18 protein-coding genes are annotated in these 20055 nt (G+C 58.1%); 1 reads left to right on the top strand and 17 read right to left on the bottom strand.

The window, feature by feature from the left end; all coding sequences use genetic code 11:
• Positions 1–132: 132 nt before the first annotated feature.
• The 7 genes from FOB72_RS28245 to FOB72_RS28210 all read right to left on the bottom strand — a co-directional run bounded on the left by FOB72_RS28245 (position 133) and on the right by FOB72_RS28210 (position 7079).
• Positions 133–447: a hypothetical protein gene (locus FOB72_RS28245; protein WP_150376404.1), complete on the bottom strand. Its 315-nt coding sequence runs from the start codon at positions 445–447 to the stop codon at positions 133–135.
• A 120-nt stretch (positions 448–567) separates the two neighbouring features.
• Positions 568–1446: a hypothetical protein gene (locus FOB72_RS28240; RefSeq protein WP_150376402.1), complete on the bottom strand. Its 879-nt coding sequence runs from the start codon at positions 1444–1446 to the stop codon at positions 568–570.
• Between the two features lie 8 nt (positions 1447–1454).
• Positions 1455–1997 carry a hypothetical protein gene (locus FOB72_RS28235; protein ID WP_150376400.1) on the bottom strand — a complete coding sequence of 181 codons (543 nt, stop codon included), beginning with the start codon at positions 1995–1997 and terminating at the stop codon, positions 1455–1457.
• 64 nt (positions 1998–2061) lie between these two features.
• Positions 2062–3603, bottom strand: coding sequence for an LGFP repeat-containing protein (locus tag FOB72_RS28230; RefSeq protein ID WP_150376398.1), 1542 nt, complete (start codon positions 3601–3603; stop codon positions 2062–2064).
• A 526-nt stretch (positions 3604–4129) separates the two neighbouring features.
• Positions 4130–4468, bottom strand: a complete 339-nt coding sequence (locus tag FOB72_RS28225; protein ID WP_150376396.1) for a hypothetical protein — start codon at positions 4466–4468, stop codon at positions 4130–4132.
• A gap of 1614 nt (positions 4469–6082) precedes the next feature.
• Entirely contained in the window at positions 6083–6394 is a 312-nt protein-coding gene (locus tag FOB72_RS28215) for a hypothetical protein (protein WP_150376392.1), read from the bottom strand.
• Positions 6378–7079: a hypothetical protein gene (locus FOB72_RS28210; RefSeq protein ID WP_191002288.1), complete on the bottom strand. Its 702-nt coding sequence runs from the start codon at positions 7077–7079 to the stop codon at positions 6378–6380. Before FOB72_RS28210 ends, FOB72_RS28215 begins: the two co-directional genes overlap by 17 nt.
• 251 nt (positions 7080–7330) lie before the next feature.
• Here FOB72_RS28210 and FOB72_RS28205 point away from each other — a divergent pair, with 251 nt between their 5' ends.
• Positions 7331–7657 (top strand): hypothetical protein, encoded by a 327-nt coding sequence (locus FOB72_RS28205; RefSeq protein WP_223851605.1) that lies wholly within the window; start codon positions 7331–7333, stop codon positions 7655–7657.
• A 1017-nt stretch (positions 7658–8674) separates the two neighbouring features.
• On the opposite strand, the gene FOB72_RS28200 is transcribed toward FOB72_RS28205, so the two are convergent.
• From FOB72_RS28200 to FOB72_RS28155, 10 genes are all read right to left on the bottom strand, one after another.
• Positions 8675–9100 (bottom strand): hypothetical protein, encoded by a 426-nt coding sequence (locus FOB72_RS28200; RefSeq protein WP_150376390.1) that lies wholly within the window; start codon positions 9098–9100, stop codon positions 8675–8677.
• Positions 9101–9424: 324 nt separating this feature from the next.
• Positions 9425–9904: a hypothetical protein gene (locus FOB72_RS28195; RefSeq protein ID WP_150376388.1), complete on the bottom strand. Its 480-nt coding sequence runs from the start codon at positions 9902–9904 to the stop codon at positions 9425–9427.
• Positions 9905–9921: 17 nt separating this feature from the next.
• Complete coding sequence (locus FOB72_RS28190) at positions 9922–12165, bottom strand: DUF637 domain-containing protein (RefSeq protein WP_223851604.1); 2244 nt, start codon at positions 12163–12165, stop codon at positions 9922–9924.
• A 10-nt stretch (positions 12166–12175) separates the two neighbouring features.
• On the bottom strand, positions 12176–12778 hold the full coding sequence (locus FOB72_RS28185; protein ID WP_150376386.1) for a hypothetical protein: 603 nt from the start codon (positions 12776–12778) through the stop codon (positions 12176–12178).
• A 349-nt stretch (positions 12779–13127) separates the two neighbouring features.
• A complete protein-coding gene (locus FOB72_RS28180) occupies positions 13128–13340 on the bottom strand; it encodes a hypothetical protein (protein ID WP_223851603.1) in 213 nt (70 codons plus the stop codon).
• 5 nt (positions 13341–13345) lie between these two features.
• Positions 13346–13696 carry a DUF6883 domain-containing protein gene (locus FOB72_RS33010; protein WP_411859856.1) on the bottom strand — a complete coding sequence of 117 codons (351 nt, stop codon included), beginning with the start codon at positions 13694–13696 and terminating at the stop codon, positions 13346–13348.
• The gene (locus FOB72_RS28170; RefSeq protein WP_411859855.1) at positions 13668–14075 is read right to left on the bottom strand and encodes a filamentous hemagglutinin N-terminal domain-containing protein; all 408 of its coding nucleotides are present in this window, start codon (positions 14073–14075) and stop codon (positions 13668–13670) included. Before FOB72_RS28170 ends, FOB72_RS33010 begins: the two co-directional genes overlap by 29 nt.
• 488 nt (positions 14076–14563) lie before the next feature.
• A complete protein-coding gene (locus FOB72_RS28165) occupies positions 14564–16105 on the bottom strand; it encodes a SpoVR family protein (protein WP_150376382.1) in 1542 nt (513 codons plus the stop codon).
• Between the two features lie 18 nt (positions 16106–16123).
• Positions 16124–17398, bottom strand: coding sequence for a YeaH/YhbH family protein (locus tag FOB72_RS28160; RefSeq protein ID WP_150376380.1), 1275 nt, complete (start codon positions 17396–17398; stop codon positions 16124–16126).
• Between the two features lie 87 nt (positions 17399–17485).
• Positions 17486–19408 carry a PrkA family serine protein kinase gene (locus FOB72_RS28155; protein WP_150376378.1) on the bottom strand — a complete coding sequence of 641 codons (1923 nt, stop codon included), beginning with the start codon at positions 19406–19408 and terminating at the stop codon, positions 17486–17488.
• Positions 19409–20055 lie beyond the last annotated feature (647 nt).

Raw genomic sequence — 20055 nt, 5'->3', positions numbered from 1 at the left:
ACTTGCCCTGCAGATTCCCATCTGCGACGCGCCGGACCGAACACACCGCGGGCAGATCGAGTGCCTGCGGAGGCCGGCTACGGCGTTATCGGGGATCCAATCCAACTTCGCGAGCAGCCAACAAGGAGTAATTTAGATAAATTCCTCCAAACCGACTATGGTATTTCGCCGATATTTCATTACTTTTTTCGATATTTTTTCGAATTTTTTATGATTAACCGCGATACCTTCGTTGTCATGATGATCGGGATTTTCTGACGAGAAATGGCAAGGCAACGCGCTGCGTCGTCGGTTGCGAGGGTAGTCGCCTGAGAAGCTTCCTAGATGGTTTTCGGAGCGCGGCGGGAACCGGCGGGGTGACGCCAGGGCGCTCGCAACCACCTGGATGCGCTCCGCGAGCATGGCCATCACGAGCGCGCCCGAGAGCCCCTGCAGACGCTGGGGCAAGCGTCACGGTGACACCTCTGCCGTCAGAAATACCGTCGAACCGACGCCCTATTTCTTCGCCGAAGGCAGTGCGGTCAATGTGACGGGCCGCCGGTCGTATGAATTGCCTGCCGGCTCAATCTAGCCACGACGCGTGGCGCCGGGGGACCCGTTGCAAGTGGTAGTCAGTTGCAGCGATCCGGCGTGAATTCCCGCGCCCGGCAGGTTGATGGGACCCGAGTCCAGCAGGAATGGCATCGTTTGACCCAGGCCTGCCTGACCTTTGAAGCTCAGTGTCACGGGAGAGGCCGACAGGGCAAACGGCGGCGACAATGTGATGGAGCCAACCGCAAACGCGAAGAAATCGGTCACGCGTGCTGGCGTTGGGGTACTGAACGCTGTCGGACTCCCATACACCGAGGGAGATGCCGGAATAGGAGTGGGCACCCCGATGCCCACGACCTTGCCGACATAGCGCGCAGTCAGGTTGTTTATCACGTCATGGATATCAAACAAGAACACGCCGACTTCCACGATCTCGCCCCCGGTGAGGCCTCCCAATAGTTGCAGGGTGAACGACTGACCATAGGGACACTGCGTGGCGGGTAGGCAAGGCCCCGGTAATGGAGGACGCGGATCGATGGGAATGTCGTGGTGCGGGTGCGGACCGTCTTGGAGATTGACAATGTCCTGATCCAGACTGGCTATCGTCTTGCGCCCGATGATATTGTCGATCTGATTGGCAAAGTTGAAGATGTGGCGCGCCTGCTTGTAGCGGGCTACGGCACTGGCAAAGGCGGCGTCATAGTTGCCGTTGACCGTGACCAAGCCAACGCCCAACTCGGGAATCTGTTCGGCGATGATGCTCAGTGCCAACTGCACCAGTTGGATGTGTTCGCCCTGTTGTCCGACGGTAAAATGGCTCACCGGTTCGTTTGGCACGCCATTGGCGCAATTTTCCAGGCGCTGGAAGACCGCAGTGGGTGCATGGGTGAACATATTGGATTTCAGCGTGCTCATCGTCCCTCTCAGCTCGGAAGTGTCTCGAAGTCCAGTGGAAAGGCAGCCATGCCCGACGCATACACCTCGACTTCCACGCGGCGGTTCTCGGCGCGCTGCATTTCATTTGCGGGTGTCTTGTTGATGAGTTGCGCGGCACCCATCGAATGCCTGACCATCAGGATGCGAGGCCAAACCAGACTAGCGTCAGGTGATCCGATCAGCGCGGAAAGTTGGTCGACAAACCACTGGCCGGCGCTGGCGACGCGCCCCACTGACGCCTCGTATTCGCTGTCGCGTCGTTGCTCTGCCGACATGTCCTGTCGATCCTGTCGATCCGAGTGTGCTGTCACGACAATGACCGCCGTCGACGTGGGGCTTTGCATAGCCGTGGCCACGCGCAGCACGAGGCCCGCCACGGCTTGTTGATCAGCAACTGGTGCCCGCGCCAAGCGAACGCCAAAATCGGACTCGCCTGACTGATAGCCGCCAAGTACATACAGGGATTGATTCCAGTTCGCCATCATTGACTCGCTGAAAATAAGAAATGTTTCAGAGTCGGCGCGTGACATAGAGAGCCGGGTTCAGCAGGCCCCAGATGTCACTCAAGTGAATGTTGTAGGTCATGCTCAACCCCTAACGGTTACGCGCTGTCAGCAAGATGGGCGAAATTCTCCTGCTACCTTTCAAGACGTTCTGAAGCGGCGCGCGGTCTTTTCCAAACACCAGAACAAGCTTGTCCAGATTCAGGAGCAGTCGGTCGGAGACCTTGCCCGACTGCGCGTCCCACCAAAGCTGTCCATGTTCGAAAATACTGATGCGGTCGAGCCCATCGGCACCGTTTCCTTCGATAGTGGCCTCGTCCGTACGGGGGTAGCCAAGGGGGCCTTCGCAATGACCCCGCCGCATATATTCCAGGAAGATTCCGCCGTACACGACGTGCGCGCCGAGGTCCGGATGCCAGAATAGGCCGCCCGTCGGTCCGTTGTTATTCGAGAAAATCTTGTATCGCCCTCCGCGAGGCCCACGGTTGTAGTTAGCGAGGGGAGAGTGCAAGTTAGCTTGCGGTACCCAAGCCGCCGCGCGCTCGTCATGAGCCAAGATGTCCTGCCATTTGGCGTCCAGCGGATCGCCCAAATCCTGCTTTCGTTTGGGCAACTGGATCACCACAGGCATCGCCCCTTCCAGCGTACATCTCGTGATATCCCGCGAACACTCTCCGGCCCTGGTGGCCAGCTTTGGCAGAAGTGCGTCCGTATCGTGGTAGGCGCTTTTTATCTTTTCGATATCGGGCGTCTCAAACTGCTCTGGAAACCGCAAAATGAAATCCAGCTGAGACCTGAGTGCAATACCCTCGACAATCCGCTTGCCACACTCCTTGATCGTGTCGTCTCGCACCGCCTGTTCCGCCCAACTTGGCCCAGGAGGCATCGGGAGGTAGGCGAATTCCTTGAGGGAGCACCGGAAGTCCACGGGGTCGGATTTGACGGCCTGGTTGAAGGTTTTGTAGAGGTCCTTCAATTCCTGCATATTGGTGGGATTCAGCTGCCCCGAGCCGCCGGCCATGATGACCCGGATCTGCATCGACGACTTCTTCTTGGCCTCGTCAATGGTGCTTTGAAAAGCCACGTTCACGTCGCCGCCCGCCATGAAGTTTCCGATGGACATATCCAGCGACATTTTCAAATCCTTATGGCTGGTCTCATCGTAGGTTTCGAAGACGAAGACACCATAGAAGTCGCCTCCGCTATAGACCTCATCGATATAATAATCCCCATAAGTCAGGCGAAACTGCTCGGGGGAGTTGCGATACGCCTGCTCGGCTTGTGGCGTAAGCCGCGCGCCTTTCATGTGGCGCGCAGGATTTTGTACGATCGCTGAAAATAAAATATAGATGGAGTATTGATTGACAGAGTGTTGTTGTGCGAGCGAGAACTTTGCATTGGCATTACCAAGCGGTAGATAATGCACGCTCGCGCTGACCGAAAGATTCATCGACTCCACCAACGACTCTTGCGATTCGATGATGCGCACATCAGACTGGACTTCTTGCCCACCGTGTCCGTCTCCGCCATTGACAATCGAGTCATAGGCAATGGCCTCCGCGCGCGGTTCTTCGGTAAGCCCGTCTACACCCACGCCAAAGCGCATACCTTCCGTAAGGTTCACTACCTTCATGATGCCCTCCCCAAGCGCGAGCCCCTTCGACAGGCGGTCATTTCTGAGCTTTGACCGGAAGGAGGGGAAATAAATGACGGCACAGCTCGCGTAATTCGCGCCCCGGCTTTCTTCTTGCGATGAAAGAACTGCTTTATTGAGCTATAAAGAAGAGTATTGTCTACGCGGCAATGTGGCCCGCAGAAGATCTTAGGCGTTGTAATCTGTACAAGCAAGGTAGAAAAAATTGTACTTCTCTGACGTAATCAGAGATTTAACTCTTGGCGCGCGCAGCCTGATTAATGACTTAGGCGAATGAGATTTGGGTTGTTGAGCGACTCTGTCTTGCGTATTGTTGTTGGCGACACAGTTGTCAGCCATATGATTTGGCCAACGTGCGGCTCATTGCTTGCCCAGGACGCGGGCAATACGTGTAATGATGCCTCGATGGGCGGTTAGGAAGAGCCGGACGGAGCCCCGAAGCTAGCGCCGTCTCCTGGGCAGCTCAAACGAGAAGCGCGAACCCTCAGTATCACGCTCGCGGGCGTTATCGGTCCCGCTCGCGGAACTCGGCGGCATCGAAGTCCGTCGGCCACGCGCCGCCGTGGGTCACGGCATCCAGCTTGATGGCGCTCTCGTCCTCGAGCCAACACGCGAACGACCCGCCATCCTCGAGCTTCGCATGCTCGAAGGTCCAATCCCACTTGCGGCGATGCACGCCGGCAAGCGGCACCGAGAGCTGGATCCGCGTCAGAAACCCGACTTTCGTCTCGATCCGATGCCTCGCACGCAAGCCATCGATCTGCGCACGAATCGCGACACTGGTGCCATCGTCGTCGCGAAAGAGCCTTGACAGTGCATACCGTTCCTGAGCCGTGAGTCGCATCGAATTCCTTTCCTTTATTGGATCTAAAGGCAAAAAAATCCCGGCCGCATCGCGATAAGAACGCCACCACTTGTCCTGCGGATTCCCATCGGCGACGCGCCGGACCGAACACACCGCGGGCAGATCGAGTGCCTGCGGAGGCCGACTACAGCGTCATCGGGGATCCAATCCAACTTCGCGAGCAGCCAACAAGGAGTAATTTAGATAAATTCCTCCAGCCCGACTATGGTATTTCACCGGTATTTCATTACTTTTTTCTATTTTTTTCGAATTTTTTATGATTACCCGCGATTCCTTCGTTGTCATGAGGATCGGAATTTTCTGACGAGAAATGGCAAGGCAACGCGCTGCGTCGTCGGTTGCGAGGGTAGTCGCCTGAGAAATTTCCTAGATGGTTGTCAGAGGGCGGCGGGGCCCCGCGCGCTGACGCTGCGCCCGACCCGCAGCAGCCGGCGGAGTTGCGTACCACCTGTTCGACCACCTGCAGGACTTTGATAGGTCTGAGTTGTATATTTTCCGAATCTTGGCGGTACGTTGGGATTCGCCAATTGACCGACCCGGCGACAGTTGCCCAAACATCTGAGCCGAAATCGAAGATCCCGTCGACTTCTGCGCCGTCTGCTGACTGATCTCCTGAGCCTTCTCGTTGCTGGTGCTATTCCACCGACTCAACGCGCTCGCCTGTGCCGATACGTTCTGCGCCTGCAGATTGCGCAACAGCGCTGACACACGCCGCTACCCCTCTGCGGCCGCCGCCGCGCCGTCCTGCCCAAGCGCTTGTGCCACACCTGCGCCGGCCAGCATTGCGATGGCAGTAATGAGCGCCGGATTGGCGCGGGCCGCGTTGGTCCGTACTCCCGCAGCATCGCCCACCAATGGCGCAACCACAGCCGAAGTCGCCCCACCAATGGCACCAACTACACAGCTACCGCTCGACCAATTCCAGGGACTGTTCTCGTATTACCGCCGGGCCCTTATAACGGACTCGGCTGAACATGGGGAATTTCATTGGCGGATCCTAGTGAAGCCAGAGAACAGTGTGTTTATTTTCATCGACTCCGGATCTTGCTGCTATGCGAGCAGCGCTATTTTCGATTGCGTCCGTTGCAGCACCACGTACAGCCCCATCAAGGGGCTTGGCACCGACCAGTTTGGCAATCAGTGGTATGCCAAAATACTGCCGGATGGATCCCACCTTTGGGGTAGTGTTCGAAATGGTGTTCTTCAGAACGGTGGCCTGAATACGACCCCCAGAGAACTTTTAATCCGGCTACCGGACTGTCGAGGGCAACTAAATGAACGTCCAACCAGATAGTGTCACTCTCAAGGAGGCGTACCTAGCAATGTACGAATTCTTGGTTGAGCTTTACCAGAGAACTCAGTCTGATGAGCTCGGTTCGCTGCTAGGTGATTTGAGTCTCCTTCCAGATGGCACCACAGCCGATCCCGCTGCCTGGGGAGATTGGCTGCGATGTATTGAGCGGGCTCGAGGTGGGGGAGTGGATGTTACCCTTGTGCTACCCCCACCTCATTGAACAGATCTATTCTGTGACTGCTGAGAGAAGACCCGGCCGTGGCCGGGTCTAGCCGCGCAGGGGCAAGTAACCAACCCTGCTACCGTCTGTCAAACCTCTTGTCCGATTCCAGCTCCGATTTAAAGCCCATTAGCAGACCAACCTCCAAGAGCTTGATGGCCGCAGCTCCGGAGAGCTTGAACGGAAAGGACTCCAGCGCGCCACTTATATATTCATAGGCAAGTCCATACTCCGCCGCGAGTTTAATGAACTCGCGTATTTGTGCCATCTGATCCTCATTCGATAACGTCGTCGCCGGGTAGTAGGCCGCAATCTCTGGTTGACCTTCCAACTCATTCAGAACAAACAGCAAGTTGGCTTCGATCAGATCATCGTTAGAAAGCGTGGTCATTTTTGGATTCCTTGGCAAATTGGGTTGCGGCAAACGCCTGCCCTGCGACTGCAGCCAACAGCACGGCGCCGGAGCCTGCCGTCACGATCGAGATGGCCACAGCGGCCGCCATCGCCACGATCTGACCCAGAATCCCGAAACCCTTCTTTTCCTTAATGAACTGCGTATGAATGTCGTCGGCCACCGTGCCTTCGACGTAGTTCAACCCAAGGCTCTCTTTGAGCTGCGCGATCAGCGCCGCGCTGGCGTCTGCATCGACCGATCCAACAGCGCGCGTAATCCGGAACGCATCGTTGATCGCGCGGATGCTGTCGGCCTCGATGTCCATCTGCATCGCCGACAGGAAGCCGCCCGGCTGCACCACCGTGCCCGTGACGACATTCCAGCCACCCTGCGCCTTGTAGGCATTGGTGCCGATGGACACCACGTTCGGGCTCAGGTCGATGCTCTCCGCCCTGACCGTCAGCGTGTCGCTCGCGACGATCTGGCCGGTATTGCGCAGTTGACCGTCTACGGCGATCCTGATGTTGTCGCCACTGATCGTGCCGCCGGTCGGCAGCGACAGTGCCTGCGCGTAGCCTTCCGGCAGGTAGACCTGCGGCACCAGCGCGTTCACGCTGGGACAGACGCTGCTCGCCGCGGTGCATCGCGGGTCGGGTACCGCCTGCTCGACGTACCACAGCATCGGCGCATCGAGCGCCTTGATCTGGTCGTCGGTCAGCGCCTGACCCGGCGTGATGTGAAGAGAAATCTTGCGTACGCACCCGGCCTGCAGATGACTCTTGACCCTCCATAACCGAGTGTTCACTCTATATGCGTCTCGTCCCCAAGACCGATCACTACGGGAAAAGCAAATGACGCACACAATGCATTTTTGGTTCGGCGTTGCCAACCTCCACGCTTGGCTCGTTAATTCCTGAGTCGTGGCGTGACGTTATGTCGTCCGAATTGAAATATATCAATCGAAATTCTATTTCCAGCGAGTGCAAAAATCTTAGTTCTGCTTTCATGGAAAAAGTATTCAGATGTCCTTTGCTAATCGCGCTCATCGAGGCCATGGTCAACGACGACAGTGACGAGGCCGCCAGCAGCCACCTCGCGCAAGGCAACCCCATCTACGCCTCGACCCCGGACACCCCTAGCGGCCGCGTCGAGAAGCGCTTCCCCGACGGTCGGCGACAGATCGTGCGATTCGACCTGAACGGCGAGCACGTCATCGTCGATGACGTGCAAACGGTATCCGGACAGTCACAGGACCCGTAGAGCAACGCCGACATACGCGAAGAACCCGGCTTCAGCCGGGCTCTGCAAATCTATCTTGGGTCTTCACTCTTGGCTGCGTGGACAGCCTTTAGCCAATCGTCCCATTGAGCGGGATCGTTTGTACTGCCGTCTGCCTAAATCGTCTACGCCATCCCGCTCAGCATTACTGCGATGTCATCGCTTCGGCAACCATCCCTCTCGTAGTACTGATCCAAAAAAATAAACATCGCACGATAGGCTTCATTCACTGTCAACCTTAAGACTACACCTGGGAACTGTGGATACCCGTTGGCAACATCACCGGCGGGTCCAGCGAGACGTTCGCGATCCACGAGGCTGCCCTTGAAGCCGGCCGCGCCTACCGCGAAGCCGAGTTGCGGCAGCTATAGAAACTGTGAACCCGACCAAGGCCGGGTTCACTCTGCAAAGTCGGCCTACCCTGGCCCTTACCTAAGGAGTACTCAACTTCTTGAGTCCTTTAGATATTTCGCCGAGGCGGCGTAATCGGAGCCATGGGTCTGCAACAAGCTCCCGCGGATCAACATCAAGTAGATGAGCATATCCATCCGCTATTCTTCCGAGAGTACCCTCCACCAGTAGCGCGAGATCCTGTTCACTCGCACGGCCATCCAAGATGTTCTGGAGCGCAGAATAGAATGCTGCATTGTATGCAGAGAGGTTAGCGAGCCCCTTTCGATCCCAATTTGATGCCAGCCATTCCAGTTCCTTCCTTAACTCAGGACTTGCCGTCATAGTTCTCCTCAACTCAAGATTGGGCCGATCGTCACTGCTACTAGTTGTCCACCAATTCGCAAACAGCTCCTAGCTCCGATGCCCTGTCCACAAATGAGCTTGTGCAATCTGGTGAAACGGCAACCACGACGGCATCCCCGCTAAGGATTGAATCAACATACTGCTTCGCCTCCGACAGGGACAGCCCGCAGTTCTCTCTAAGCAGAGAGCCAAGTTTGACTTTATTGAATCCAAACTTCCAGCCTGTTATCCGAATCGACGTCATTAATTCACCTTGCTTTTAACGCCGCGCGAAATTTCCCGCGGATTCGTACCGGTCGCCCTCGTTCCATTATTGATGACGACTTCAAGATCAGCGGGAAACCGACATGCTGCTTTAGCTATACTTCCATCCAACGCGACGCTCTTGAAATCCCCGCAGATCTCCGGCGCCCCACCGCTCGTATCGAGTGCAAGAACAAGGCAAGCATCCATATCCGTAAGCGTTGCCGTGCGCGCCTCGCCATCGTTCAAGCTCGAAACAAACGTCTCCCAGCACGAATATTCGAACCACATACTTCCACGATACTCCAGGCTGTGCCTGAACTGCTGCACGCGAACGACAACGTCCATTTTCATAGACGGAACATGCTCGTCTGTCGCAATGACGTCGAGCTCCAGCTGAAATGGCTTGTCGATCGTGACTTGCATAGCATCAAAGCCAACCGATGTTGCTCGTACTCGATCATTTCAATTTCATCCATTGCTTGCCCAGGACGCGGGCAATACGGTGTGATATCGCCTCGATGGGCGGCTAGGAAGGGGCCGACGGAACATGCCGGCATAAGGGAGGCGTCCCCAGTCCAGCGACTGGTGGCCAGTCTTCGGCGTCCGGCTCGGCCAGTACGTCGGCCGGCGTCGGCTCCGGCTCTTACTCGGGGAGCTGTGCGGCCGGGCGAGCGCCAGCCGCACCGGGTGCGTCGCCACGTGGATGTCCTGTAGTCGGGCATCACTGGCGCAAAGCGAACGCCAAGTCTACTGCCGTCTCATGGGTAGCTCAAACGAGAAACGCGAGCCCTCAGTCGTTTTCCCGCTGATTTTGGACGATGTCACCATATAGCTTTCAACGACACCTTCGGTACCAAACTTCCAAAGCTCCGTGCCATCTTGAGCAATGCCAACAAAGCCCATCTCATCGCGAACAATTAGCGAATCACCGATCTCGATGAATTCGTGAAACACCAAAGGCATGCGGAAGGAGAAGCACTTGATACCAATCGTCAAGTCATAGCAGACCAAATATTCATTGATACCCACAAGCATACGCTGACCATCGAGCACGGCCTGCGGCACCAGACCTAAGTTCGCGTAACCAACGTTCAGATGCGAGCCTTCCAGCGTTTGAAAATATCCCCACGTATTCGCATCGCAGGTCAACAGCGTTCCCAGTACCTTTCCCCCAGAAGCGCGCGCCTCCATGTCGCTGCGGGAGTCGCAAGGTACCCACTTCAGCATGTCAAATCCGGTCATAGTCACTTGGCGATAATGGTAAGTACCTTCCCGTTCAACTCAACAAACTGAACCTTTGAGCCTGTACCAGTTAGGCCTGGCAAATAGAACTCCCGCAGGTTGCTACCCGGCACCGTTCCCGGGCCAACAATGGATGACGGGTCATTGTAGGCTTGGTTAAGCAACTGCGTCACTGTTGCACGGTTTGCAGGAGTATCGGCAATTCCGATTCTGCTTGCATTCCCTGCTGCTCTAGCTGCGTTGTACACGTTCGACGAATCGATGTTGTTGTTGAACAGGAAGTCCAACTTGCGCCCGTTGTCACCGAACGTAAGCTCGCTCGCCACGTTTGTGGCCCCACCCAACGCCACCGCGGTGCGGCTGCCGGACGTCGTCGGCAAAGCATTGCTTTGGCCTCCACCACCAGGCAACGACCCGACCCCACCGCCGCTAAAACCCATAGAACTGATCAGCGCGTTATAGGTCAGTCCCAAGTCCCCAACAGGCAGCACACCTGCCTGAGCACCCGCGATGTATGCGTTGAGCGCCGCATTATGTAGCCAATTCCGCTCCTGCACCGTCAGGTTAGGGTCCTGTGCCGCTACGTTCAGATCCTGGATTGTTTGCCGGATGTCGGCCGCATTCAAGACGCTCGTCGGCTGGCTCTCGAAGCTGTATGCGCGAGTCAGGAGCGTGCGCGTCTTCGTGCTCATCGCATTGTTCAGCGCCTCGTTCTGCGCCGCCGCAGCCGCCGCATTGGCGTTCTGACCAAGAGCCGCAGCCAGCCCACCACCCGCCAGCATCGCAATCGCCACCGTCGCGGCGTTGTACACCGGGTTGTTGTAGCTCGTCGTGGTCGTTACCGTACCGTCCCCGTTGTCAACGGTGGTCACGGTCTGGCTGCCGCCGTACAGCCCGTCCCGCACCAGCGGCGCTACAACAGCACTGGCCGCCCCACCAATGGCACCGCTCTCGCAATCCCCACCCATCGCACTCTGCGCCGCGCACCCCAGCGCCGCATGGCTGGCGATGTTCTGCAAGCTCAGCGGGTCGGTGTGGCTGCCGATATCGTTTGCACCGAGCGCAGCCGCCTGCCCGACCAGGTTATTGATGAGCGCCTGTCCGAAGCTGCCCCCATTGAACGCCGTGTTGACCCCGGCGTTGATCAGCCCTGTGCCGACCATGCCGACCGCCTGCTGGTAGACGGTGCCGGTGGCACCATCCTTTGCCGCCTGCAGCGCACCCCCGGCGGTATTGCTGCCAGCCAGGTTCGCGAGGGTGTTGGTGTCTTTGAGCGACTGACCCCATTCGCTCACGCCAAAGCTGCTGCCATCGAACGTGATGCCATTGGTCAGGCCCGCTGTCACCGCCCCGATCAACCCCGCCTGCGCAATCTTCCCGAAGTTGAGACCCTGGCCAGAAACGATTTGGCTAGCCATGCTGCCGGCCATGCTGGACAAGGCGGCGACCATCATCGCCTGACCCAGCGTCATGCTCGACAGCGCCACTCCCATTGCCGCAGCGGCGGCGCCCGCCGTCACGATGGAGGCAGCAACGGCCGCGACCATCGCGACAATCTGTCCCAGCGGTCCGAAGCCCTTCTTCTCCTTGATGAACTGCGTATGAATGTCGTCGGCCACCGTGCCTTCGACGTAATTCAACCCAAGGCTCTCTTTGAGCTGCGCGACCAGCGCCGCGCTGGCGTCCGCATCGACCGATCCATCAGCGCGCGTAATCCGGAACGCATCGTTGATCGCGCGGATGCTGTCGGCCTCGATGTCCATCTGCATCGCCGACAGAAAGCCGCCCGGCTGCACCACCGTGCCCGTGACGACATTCCAGCCACCCTGCGCCTTGTATGCGTTGGTGCCGATGGACACCACGTTCGGGCTCAGGTCGATGCTCTCCGCCCTGACCGTCAGCGTGTCGCTCGCGACGATCTGGCCGGAATTGCGCAGTTGACCGTCTACGGCGATCCTGATGTTGTCGCCGCTGATCGTGCCGCCGGTCGGCAGCGACAGTGCCTGCGCGTAGCCTTCCGGCAGGTAGACCTGCGGCACCAGCGCGTTCACGCTGGGACAGACGCTGCTCGCCGCGGTGCATCGCGGGTCGGGTACCGCCTGCTCGACGTACCACAGCATCGGCGCATCGAGCGTCTTGATCTGGTCGTCGGTCAGCGCCTGACCCAGCGTGATGTGGTTGGCTTTTGCGTACTCGGCCGCGTTGTTGTAATGCAGGACCCCTTGCTTATCCCACGCTCGCTCCACTCATGCCACGCTAGCGAGGCTTACACTGCTGCCCATCTCCATAATTCTCGAGTAGCGCCTTTCTCCACTCCGGCACCAGATGATCAAACGGGAACAGTGCAGAAGCGCCTCCCTCTACTAATTCTTTGATGGGCTTAGCCCACAGCTGACCGAGTGGACCATGGAACCGTTCGTAATGGGCATCGTCGCGCAATGCGATTACTGCTACATCGTTGCTTTTCTCACAGTAAATGCACCATGCACCAGCGTCGGAAACGCAGACATATCGGTCTACCCTATAGAGCCAGCCGTTACCCGGCCCACCTGAACGTAGCGCCTCGTTGTATTCATCGACGGTTGTGACTCGATCTATGTAGATTGCTGCGACGCTCTCAAACTCCAAGACGGGTGTTGCGTCAAGATTAACGATGCAAGAAACTGTCCCATCTTCTAAGCACATGAGTTCCGTAACAGCATCGATAAAGTGCTTGCCGAAGATGCGATCTGATTCACAGAAAAGAAATCTGCGCCAAGCTCCAGAGAAGACGAACTCTGGGAGCAAGGCGTCGAAATTGATCGATTTCTTGACATTTTCGAATGCCGCCAATCGCGCGCAATTATCCATCTTCACCATTTCATCAACTCCCTCGCCTATTGCGGCTTAAGAGAAATCTTTGCCGATACGCCGCCAGGGCCGAAGTATTTGGCTCCAGCTTGACCAGTCGCCCGTTTCATTGACGAGCAAGGCGCGTCCACACGAACGTGCGGCCGCTCAGCCTTCCGGAGGGGAGGCCGGGCGCTCGATCGTAGGCTGAGGGAAATGCCACCTCGATGGGCGGGCCAGGAAAGGGCCAGCCGAACATGCCGCTAGAGAGCCTCGCCAGCCTGGCGACGTTGGTCCGCCTTCGGAGTCGGCCTCGGCGTCCAGCTCGGCCAACAGGTCAGCCCGTGCCGTGCGATTGTCGGCACCGCCTAGCAACAAATCACTGAATGTCGAGGGCGTCTATCGTCGCAAGCGCATATCCACCGCTGCCCTCCAAAAATGCCTCCACTTCATAGGCAACCGGTGCGCCGGGATCGCCGAATACGACCACAACTGACACAACCGTTCCAATCGGTAATACGACAACGTTGTGTTCGCCGATCATCGTGGCCTCGACTGCCTTCGACAACGAAAACACATCATTCTCTTTCATCACTCTCATTTTTTCGTCGGAATTCCCGTCACAAATCGAACAGTACCCGAATTGTCCTTCATGAACACAAACGTCGTATTAATCGTCTTTCCGTTTGCACCCGTGATTGGGATGACCTGCTCATAGGTTTGCCCGTACTGTGTAGTCTTCGTCGCTACGGCCGTAGCGGGGTCGAAACGCAACTGCGATGCAAGATCCCGCCAGTTGCTCCGGTCAAAACCAAGGGCTTGGCTAAACCAGTTAGCTTTGGTCTGATTCTGCGGATGTGCGGCGACAAGCAAATATCCGCTTAGTTTGCTTTCTAGGTTTGACGTATCGAAGCCAACGCTACTGCTTTTGTCCCCGCCCAAAGTCACGGCGGTTCGACTGCCGGTCGTGGTCGACGCTGATACCGTTGGGGTTGGCAATCACGACATTGGCGCGTGGCCCCAGCACGCTGAGCGGGCCCTCCAGCAGCGAAGGGTTCGTACCCGTGACCTGATTCAGGATCGTCCGCGCGCGTGCCGAGCTGTTGTCCAGATCGACGCCCGCTCGCGGGACATTGAACTCGCGATAGTTATTGGTGGAAACGCCACCCATGGCAGCCGCGACGCCCACGGTAATGTGGCCGCCCGCACCGGTCGTGACTGTCGTCGGCGTGCTGCCATCGGCAACGACACCCGCCGCGAAACAATGCGCGGCCATGACGCCAAGCAGACATGCCACCGCCGCCCCGCGCGTGCGGCGGCCGACCACTGGCGCGCGTGGCCGGACCCGTACAACCCGAACTCGATACAACGACCCACCCCTCTTATCTGATCTTCTTCTCTGATCTATTGCCGCGCACGATAGCAAACGAGAAATTCGTCGAAAAGCGTTAATCGAAACACGTTTGGCATTTGTCAAAACGCCGCAACTTTCGTCGGACAGTGATTTGAATATTTATTCGGGAATGTGCCGAGCCTGCGGTATTGACGGCGTAGGCAGCCGCATGGAGACTGCAGCAATGCTGTATTCGAGACGCAGCACCGCCCTCCGGCCAGTGCCCGATATTGGCGTGCTAAAGCTGTGGAAAATTGCGCCGTTAATCTTCGATAAGGGCGCATTCGCCCGCATCTCGACATTGCATCGGATGCTTCCTATCGATACGGCCGCGGCCCTACTGAAGTGGGATTGTCACGAACTCACGAACGATCGCCGGCCGATACCTTCCCTGGCGAGAAGGCACGGGCCGGGGTTCAATTTCAGGCAGCCTTCCTCTGCTGCCCATGCCGCCGTTCCGGCTTGCACTCGTATTTCATCTCGCTGCGGCCATCCTCGTAACCGACCTCCAGCCGGACCGTGAAGCCCCACAGCCGCGTCACGTGGCGGATCACCTCGTCGAAGTTTTGCGCGAGCGGGCGGCGTTCGTTCTGCATATGCCGTAGCGTCAGCGAGCGGTCGCCGCCGATGTCCACGCCCGTCACCTGGATGTTCGGCTCCATGTTCGACAAATCGTACTGGTTCGCCAGCAACTGGCGAATCGCACGATAGCCTTCGTCGTCGTGGATGGCCGTGACGCGCAGCTTGCCTTCGCGGTCATCGTCCAGTACCGAGAACAGCTTGAGTTCGCGGATCACGCGTGGCGACAGGAACTGGAGGATGAAGCTCTCGTCCTTGAAGTTGCGCATCGCGAAGTCCAGCGTCTCGCGCCAGTTGCTGCCCGCGATTTCCGGCGCCCAGCGGCGGTCTTCCTCGTCGGGGTTCTCGCACATGCGGCGCAGGTCCTGGAAGATCAGGAAGCCCAGCGTGTACGGGTTCAGACCGCTGTAATACGGGCTGTGGTACGGGGGCTGGTAGATGACGTTGGTATGCGCCTGCAGCAGCTCCAGCATGAACGCATCGTTGACGAGTTTCTCTTCGTACAACTGATGCAGGATCGTGTAGTGCCAGAACGTGGCCCAGCCCTCGTTCATGACCTTCGTCTGCCGCTGCGGATAGAAGTACTGCGCGATCTTGCGCACGATGCGCACGATCTCGCGCTGCCACGGCTGAAGCTTCGGCGCGTTCTTCTCGATGAAGTACAGCAGGTTCTCCTGCGGCTCGGGCGGGAACGCGATCTCCGGTTCGAAGTTGTCCTCCTCCTCGAGCCGCAGATGCGGATGCCGATGCTTCGGCAGCGTGCGCCACAGGTCATTGACCTGCATCTGCAGGTAGTTCTCGCGCTCGGCCTGCCGCGCGGCCTCTTCCGTGATCGACAGTTTCTTGGGCCGCTTGTAGCGATCCACACCGTAGTTCTGCAGCGCGTGGCACGAGTCGAGCAGCACCTCGACCTCCTGCTCGCCATAACGCTGCTCGCATTCGGCCACGTAGTTCTTCGCGAACAGCAGGTAGTCGATGATCGCGTCCGCGTTGGTCCACGTGCGGAACAGGTAGTTGCCCTTGAAGAACGAGTTGTGCCCGTAGCAGGCATGCGCGATCGTCAGCGCCTGCATCGGCATCGTGTTCTCTTCCATCAGATATGCGATGCACGGGTTCGAGTTGATCACGATCTCGTACGCCAGCCCCATGTAGCCACGCTGGTAGCTGCGCTCGGACGCGAGGAAATGCTTGCCGTACGACCAGTGGTTGTAGCCGACGGGCAACCCCGACGACGCATACGCGTCGAGCATCTGCTCGGCCGTGATGATCTCGATCTGGTTCGGATACGTGTCGAGACCGAACTCGCCCGCGATTCGCGCGATCTCGCGGTCATAACGCTGAACCAGTTCGAAGGTCCATTCGGAACCCGTGGAGAGGTAGGCCATATGCTTCCCCGATAAAAGCTACCGCGCCGGCCAGGCCGCGCGCTTCTGGAAGAGATCGTGCAGCACCGGATAGATCTCGTCGGCGCCGATGATCCGTTGCATCGCGAAGTGCTCGAACTGGCCCTTCACGGTCATGTACTCCTCCCAGAGGTTCTGTGGTTCCTCCGACGCCACCTCCACGTACGCGTAGTACTGCACCAGCGGCAGGATCGACTCGCGCAGCAGGCGGCCGCACAGCTCCGAATCGCCGGCCCAGTTGTCGCCGTCCGATGCCTGCGCGCAGTAGATATTCCACTGCCCCGGCGGATAGCGATCGTGGATCACCTCGACCATCAGCTTGAGCGCGCTCGACACCACGGTGCCGCCCGACTCGCGCGAGTGGAAGAAGTCTTCCTCCTCGACTTCCTTCGCCACGGTATGGTGGCGAATGAACACGACGTCGATGCGTTCGTAGTTCCGCTTGAGGAAGAGATAAAGCAGCATGAAGAACCGCTTGGCGAGATCCTTGCGGCTCTCGTCCATGGAGCCGGAGACGTCCATGAGGCAGAACATCACCGCCTGCGCCTGCGGACGCTTCTTCAGCACGCGGTTGTTGTAGCGCAGGTCCAGCTTCTCGATGAACGGCACGCGATCGACCTGCGCGCGCAGATGCTTCATCTTCTCCTGCAGCGCCAGCGCGTACTCGGAGTACGGCTCGCCCTTCTCGAGTTCTTCCGAATACTCGAGCTCGAGATCGCGCAGGCGTTTCTGGTAGGGGCTCGACAGCGCGATACGGCGTCCCAGCGAACTGCGCATCGTGCGCAGGATCGACAGATTGGACGGCGTGCCATCGATGGAGTAGCCGGCGCGCACCTTGCGCACGTCGGTAATCTTGGCGAGGTGACGCTTGGCCAGGTCCGGCAGCGCCATGTCCTCGAAGAAGAAGTTCAGGAAGTCCTCGCGCGATAGCGTGAAGACGAAATCGTCCTCGCCCTCGCCGCTGTCGCTCGCGCGGGAGCCACCACCGCCGCTGCCCTGCTGCTGGCGATCGAAGCTATCGCCGCGGACGAACTTCTTGTTGCCGGGATGAATCCATTCCCGCCGACCGCCCTGACCGTGGTGGAAGATGGGCTCGGAAATATCCTTGACCGGGATCGAGACCTGGCCGCTCTGCTCGATGTCCATGATCTTGCGGCCGGACACCGCCTTCGCCACCGCTTGCCGAATCTGCTCCCGGTACCGCTTGATGAAGCGTTGCTGATTGACGGCGCTTTTGTTGCCGCCGTTTTCGCGTCTGTCGATGACCGTAGCCATAAGCCGCCTTTATGGAGACCGCCCGGAAAAGCATCTGCTGAGTTCAGAACTGCTTCGCTTCATTTCCAGACGGTCTCGTGAAGTGTATTACGACGATTTCCTGACTCGCAGATACCACTCGACCAGCAAACGCACCTGCTTCGGCGTATATCCTTTCTCCACCATGCGGTTGACGAAGTTCTCGTGCTTGTCCTGGTCCTCGCGCGACGACTTGGCATTGAACGAGATCACGGGCAGCAGATCCTCCGTGGTGGAGAACATCCGCTTCTCGATCACCATCCTCAGCTTCTCGTAGCTGGTCCACACCGGATTCTTGCCGCCGTTGTTCGCCCGCGCGCGCAGCACGAAGTTCACGATCTCGTTGCGGAAGTCCTTGGGATTCGAAATCCCCGCGGGCTTCTCCACCTTCTCGAGCTCATCGTTCAGCGCATTGCGGTCAAGGATTTCGCCGGTATTCGGATCGCGGTACTCCTGGTCCTGGATCCACAGATCGGCAAACACCACGTAGCGGTCGAAGATGTTCTGGCCATACTCGGAATAGGACTCCAGATAAGCGGTCTGGATTTCCTTGCCGATGAACTCCACGAACGGCGTGGTCAGGTACTCCTTGATATACGACAGCAGCTTGGCTTCCTGTTCCGGCGGGAACTGCTCGCGTTCGATCTGTTGCTCGAGCACGTAGAGCAGGTGCACCGGATTGGCCGCCACCTCGGTATTGTCGAAGTTGAAGACCTTGGACAGTACCTTGAACGCGAAGCGCGTCGACAAGCCGTTCATGCCTTCGTCGATGCCAGCGTAGTCGCGATACTCCTGATACGACTTCGCTTTCGGATCCACGTCCTTCAGGCTCTCGCCGTCGTACACGCGCATCTTGGAGAAGACGTTCGAGTTCTCGGGCTCCTTGATACGCGTGAGCACCGCGAACTGCGCCATCATCTTCAGCGTGTTCGGCGCGTTGGGCGCCGCGGACAGCGAGCTGCTACGCAAGAGCTTGTCGTAGATCTTCACCTCGTCGGACACGCGCAGGCAGTACGGCACCTTCACGATATAGATCCGGTCGAGGAATGCCTCGTTGTTCTTGTCGGCCTTGAAGCTCTGCCATTCGGCTTCGTTCGAGTGCGCGAGGATGACGCCATCGAACGGAATCGCGCCGAAGCCTTCCGTACCCTTGTAGTTGCCTTCCTGCGTGGCAGTCAGCAGCGGGTGCAGGACCTTGATGGGCGCCTTGAACATTTCGACGAACTCGAGAAGGCCACGGTTGGCCAGGCAAAGTCCGCCGGAATAGGAATAGGCATCCGGATCGTCCTGCGGGAAGTCCTCCAGCTTGCGAATGTCAACCTTGCCGACCAGCGAGGAGATATCCTGGTTGTTTTCATCGCCAGGCTCCGTTTTCGCGATCGCGATCTGCGCCAGCACAGACGGACGCAGCTTCACCACGCGGAACTTCGTGATGTCGCCGTTGAACTCGTGCAGACGCTTGACGGCCCACGGCGAGGGAATGGTATTCAGGTAGCGCACCGGAATGCCATAGTCCTCCTCCAGAATCTTGCCGTCTTCGTCGGGCGAGAACAGCCCGAGCGGCGATTCATGGATGGGCGAGCCCTTGAGCGCGTAGATGGGAACCTCCTCCATCAGCGCCTTGAGCTTCTCGGCCAGCGACGATTTGCCGCCTCCGGGAGGGCCCAACAGATAGAGGATCTGCTTGCGTTCTTCGAGGCCCTGCGCCGCGTGCTTGAAGAAGGAGACGATCTGTTCGATCGTGTCCTCCATTCCGTAGAAGTCGCGGAACGCCGGATAAACCCGGATGACCTTGTTGAAGAACAGTCGCGACAACCGCGGATCGTGGTGTGTGTCCACGAGTTCGGGTTGTCCTATTGCGGCGAGCATGCGTTCCGCCGCAGTGGCATAGGCAGAGGTGTCCTTCTTGCAGATCTCCAGGTACTCCTGGATCGTGTACTCCTCTTCCTTGCGTGCTTCGAACCGCGTGGCGTAGTGGCCAAAAATGTCCATACCTCACTCCCGTCAGAGTCCCACCAGAGTCCACCTCCGAGGCGAAGAAGATGTTCTACTCCCCCAGCAGACTTCGCGGCAACGCTGACTCCATCACCCCGGCTTGACGGACTTGCCATGTTGCGAAGTCTTTACTTCATCATAGTCAAATAACGGCAGAGGTGAGATCGGAGTTGACGCCTGCAACGTGATGAAATGCATAACGACATCACGCTGCGCGCTTCGCTCATGAGCATCGATGAAAACTGACACTCGCGATCCTGACTCGCACGCGACGGGCCATTGACCATGCTTGTGACACACCTTACACCTTTCCAGCACAAGATGCATATCCGGGAAGGCTAACGGTTTGTAACGCCTGCGCGAAAAACGTTCCCCGCCTACATCGCTGTCAGCCAATTCCCTACAAGCATGAACGCCATTAGGTTGAGTGCGCTCATGCCAATGCAATGCGAATGGTGGAGTCTCGCGCGCTACCATCCCGCTTTGCGAAAACGCACGACGTGCGCATGCACGGTGCGTCGATGCATTAACCCATGATCGTCATGTGGAATCACGCACCGGTAGGGTGCGCGCGCAACGTCAGGCAGAATCCTGTCTGCGCTACAGCAGGTTGCATGCCAAATGGGCCCGCAGTGGATCAATGC

Origin of the sequence: Cupriavidus pauculus, assembly GCF_008693385.1 — a bacterium.
Taxonomy (GTDB): Bacteria; Pseudomonadota; Gammaproteobacteria; order Burkholderiales; family Burkholderiaceae; genus Cupriavidus; species Cupriavidus pauculus_D.
Note: the sequence above shows the minus strand (reverse complement) of the source record. Positions and strands in the feature narration are given on the sequence as shown.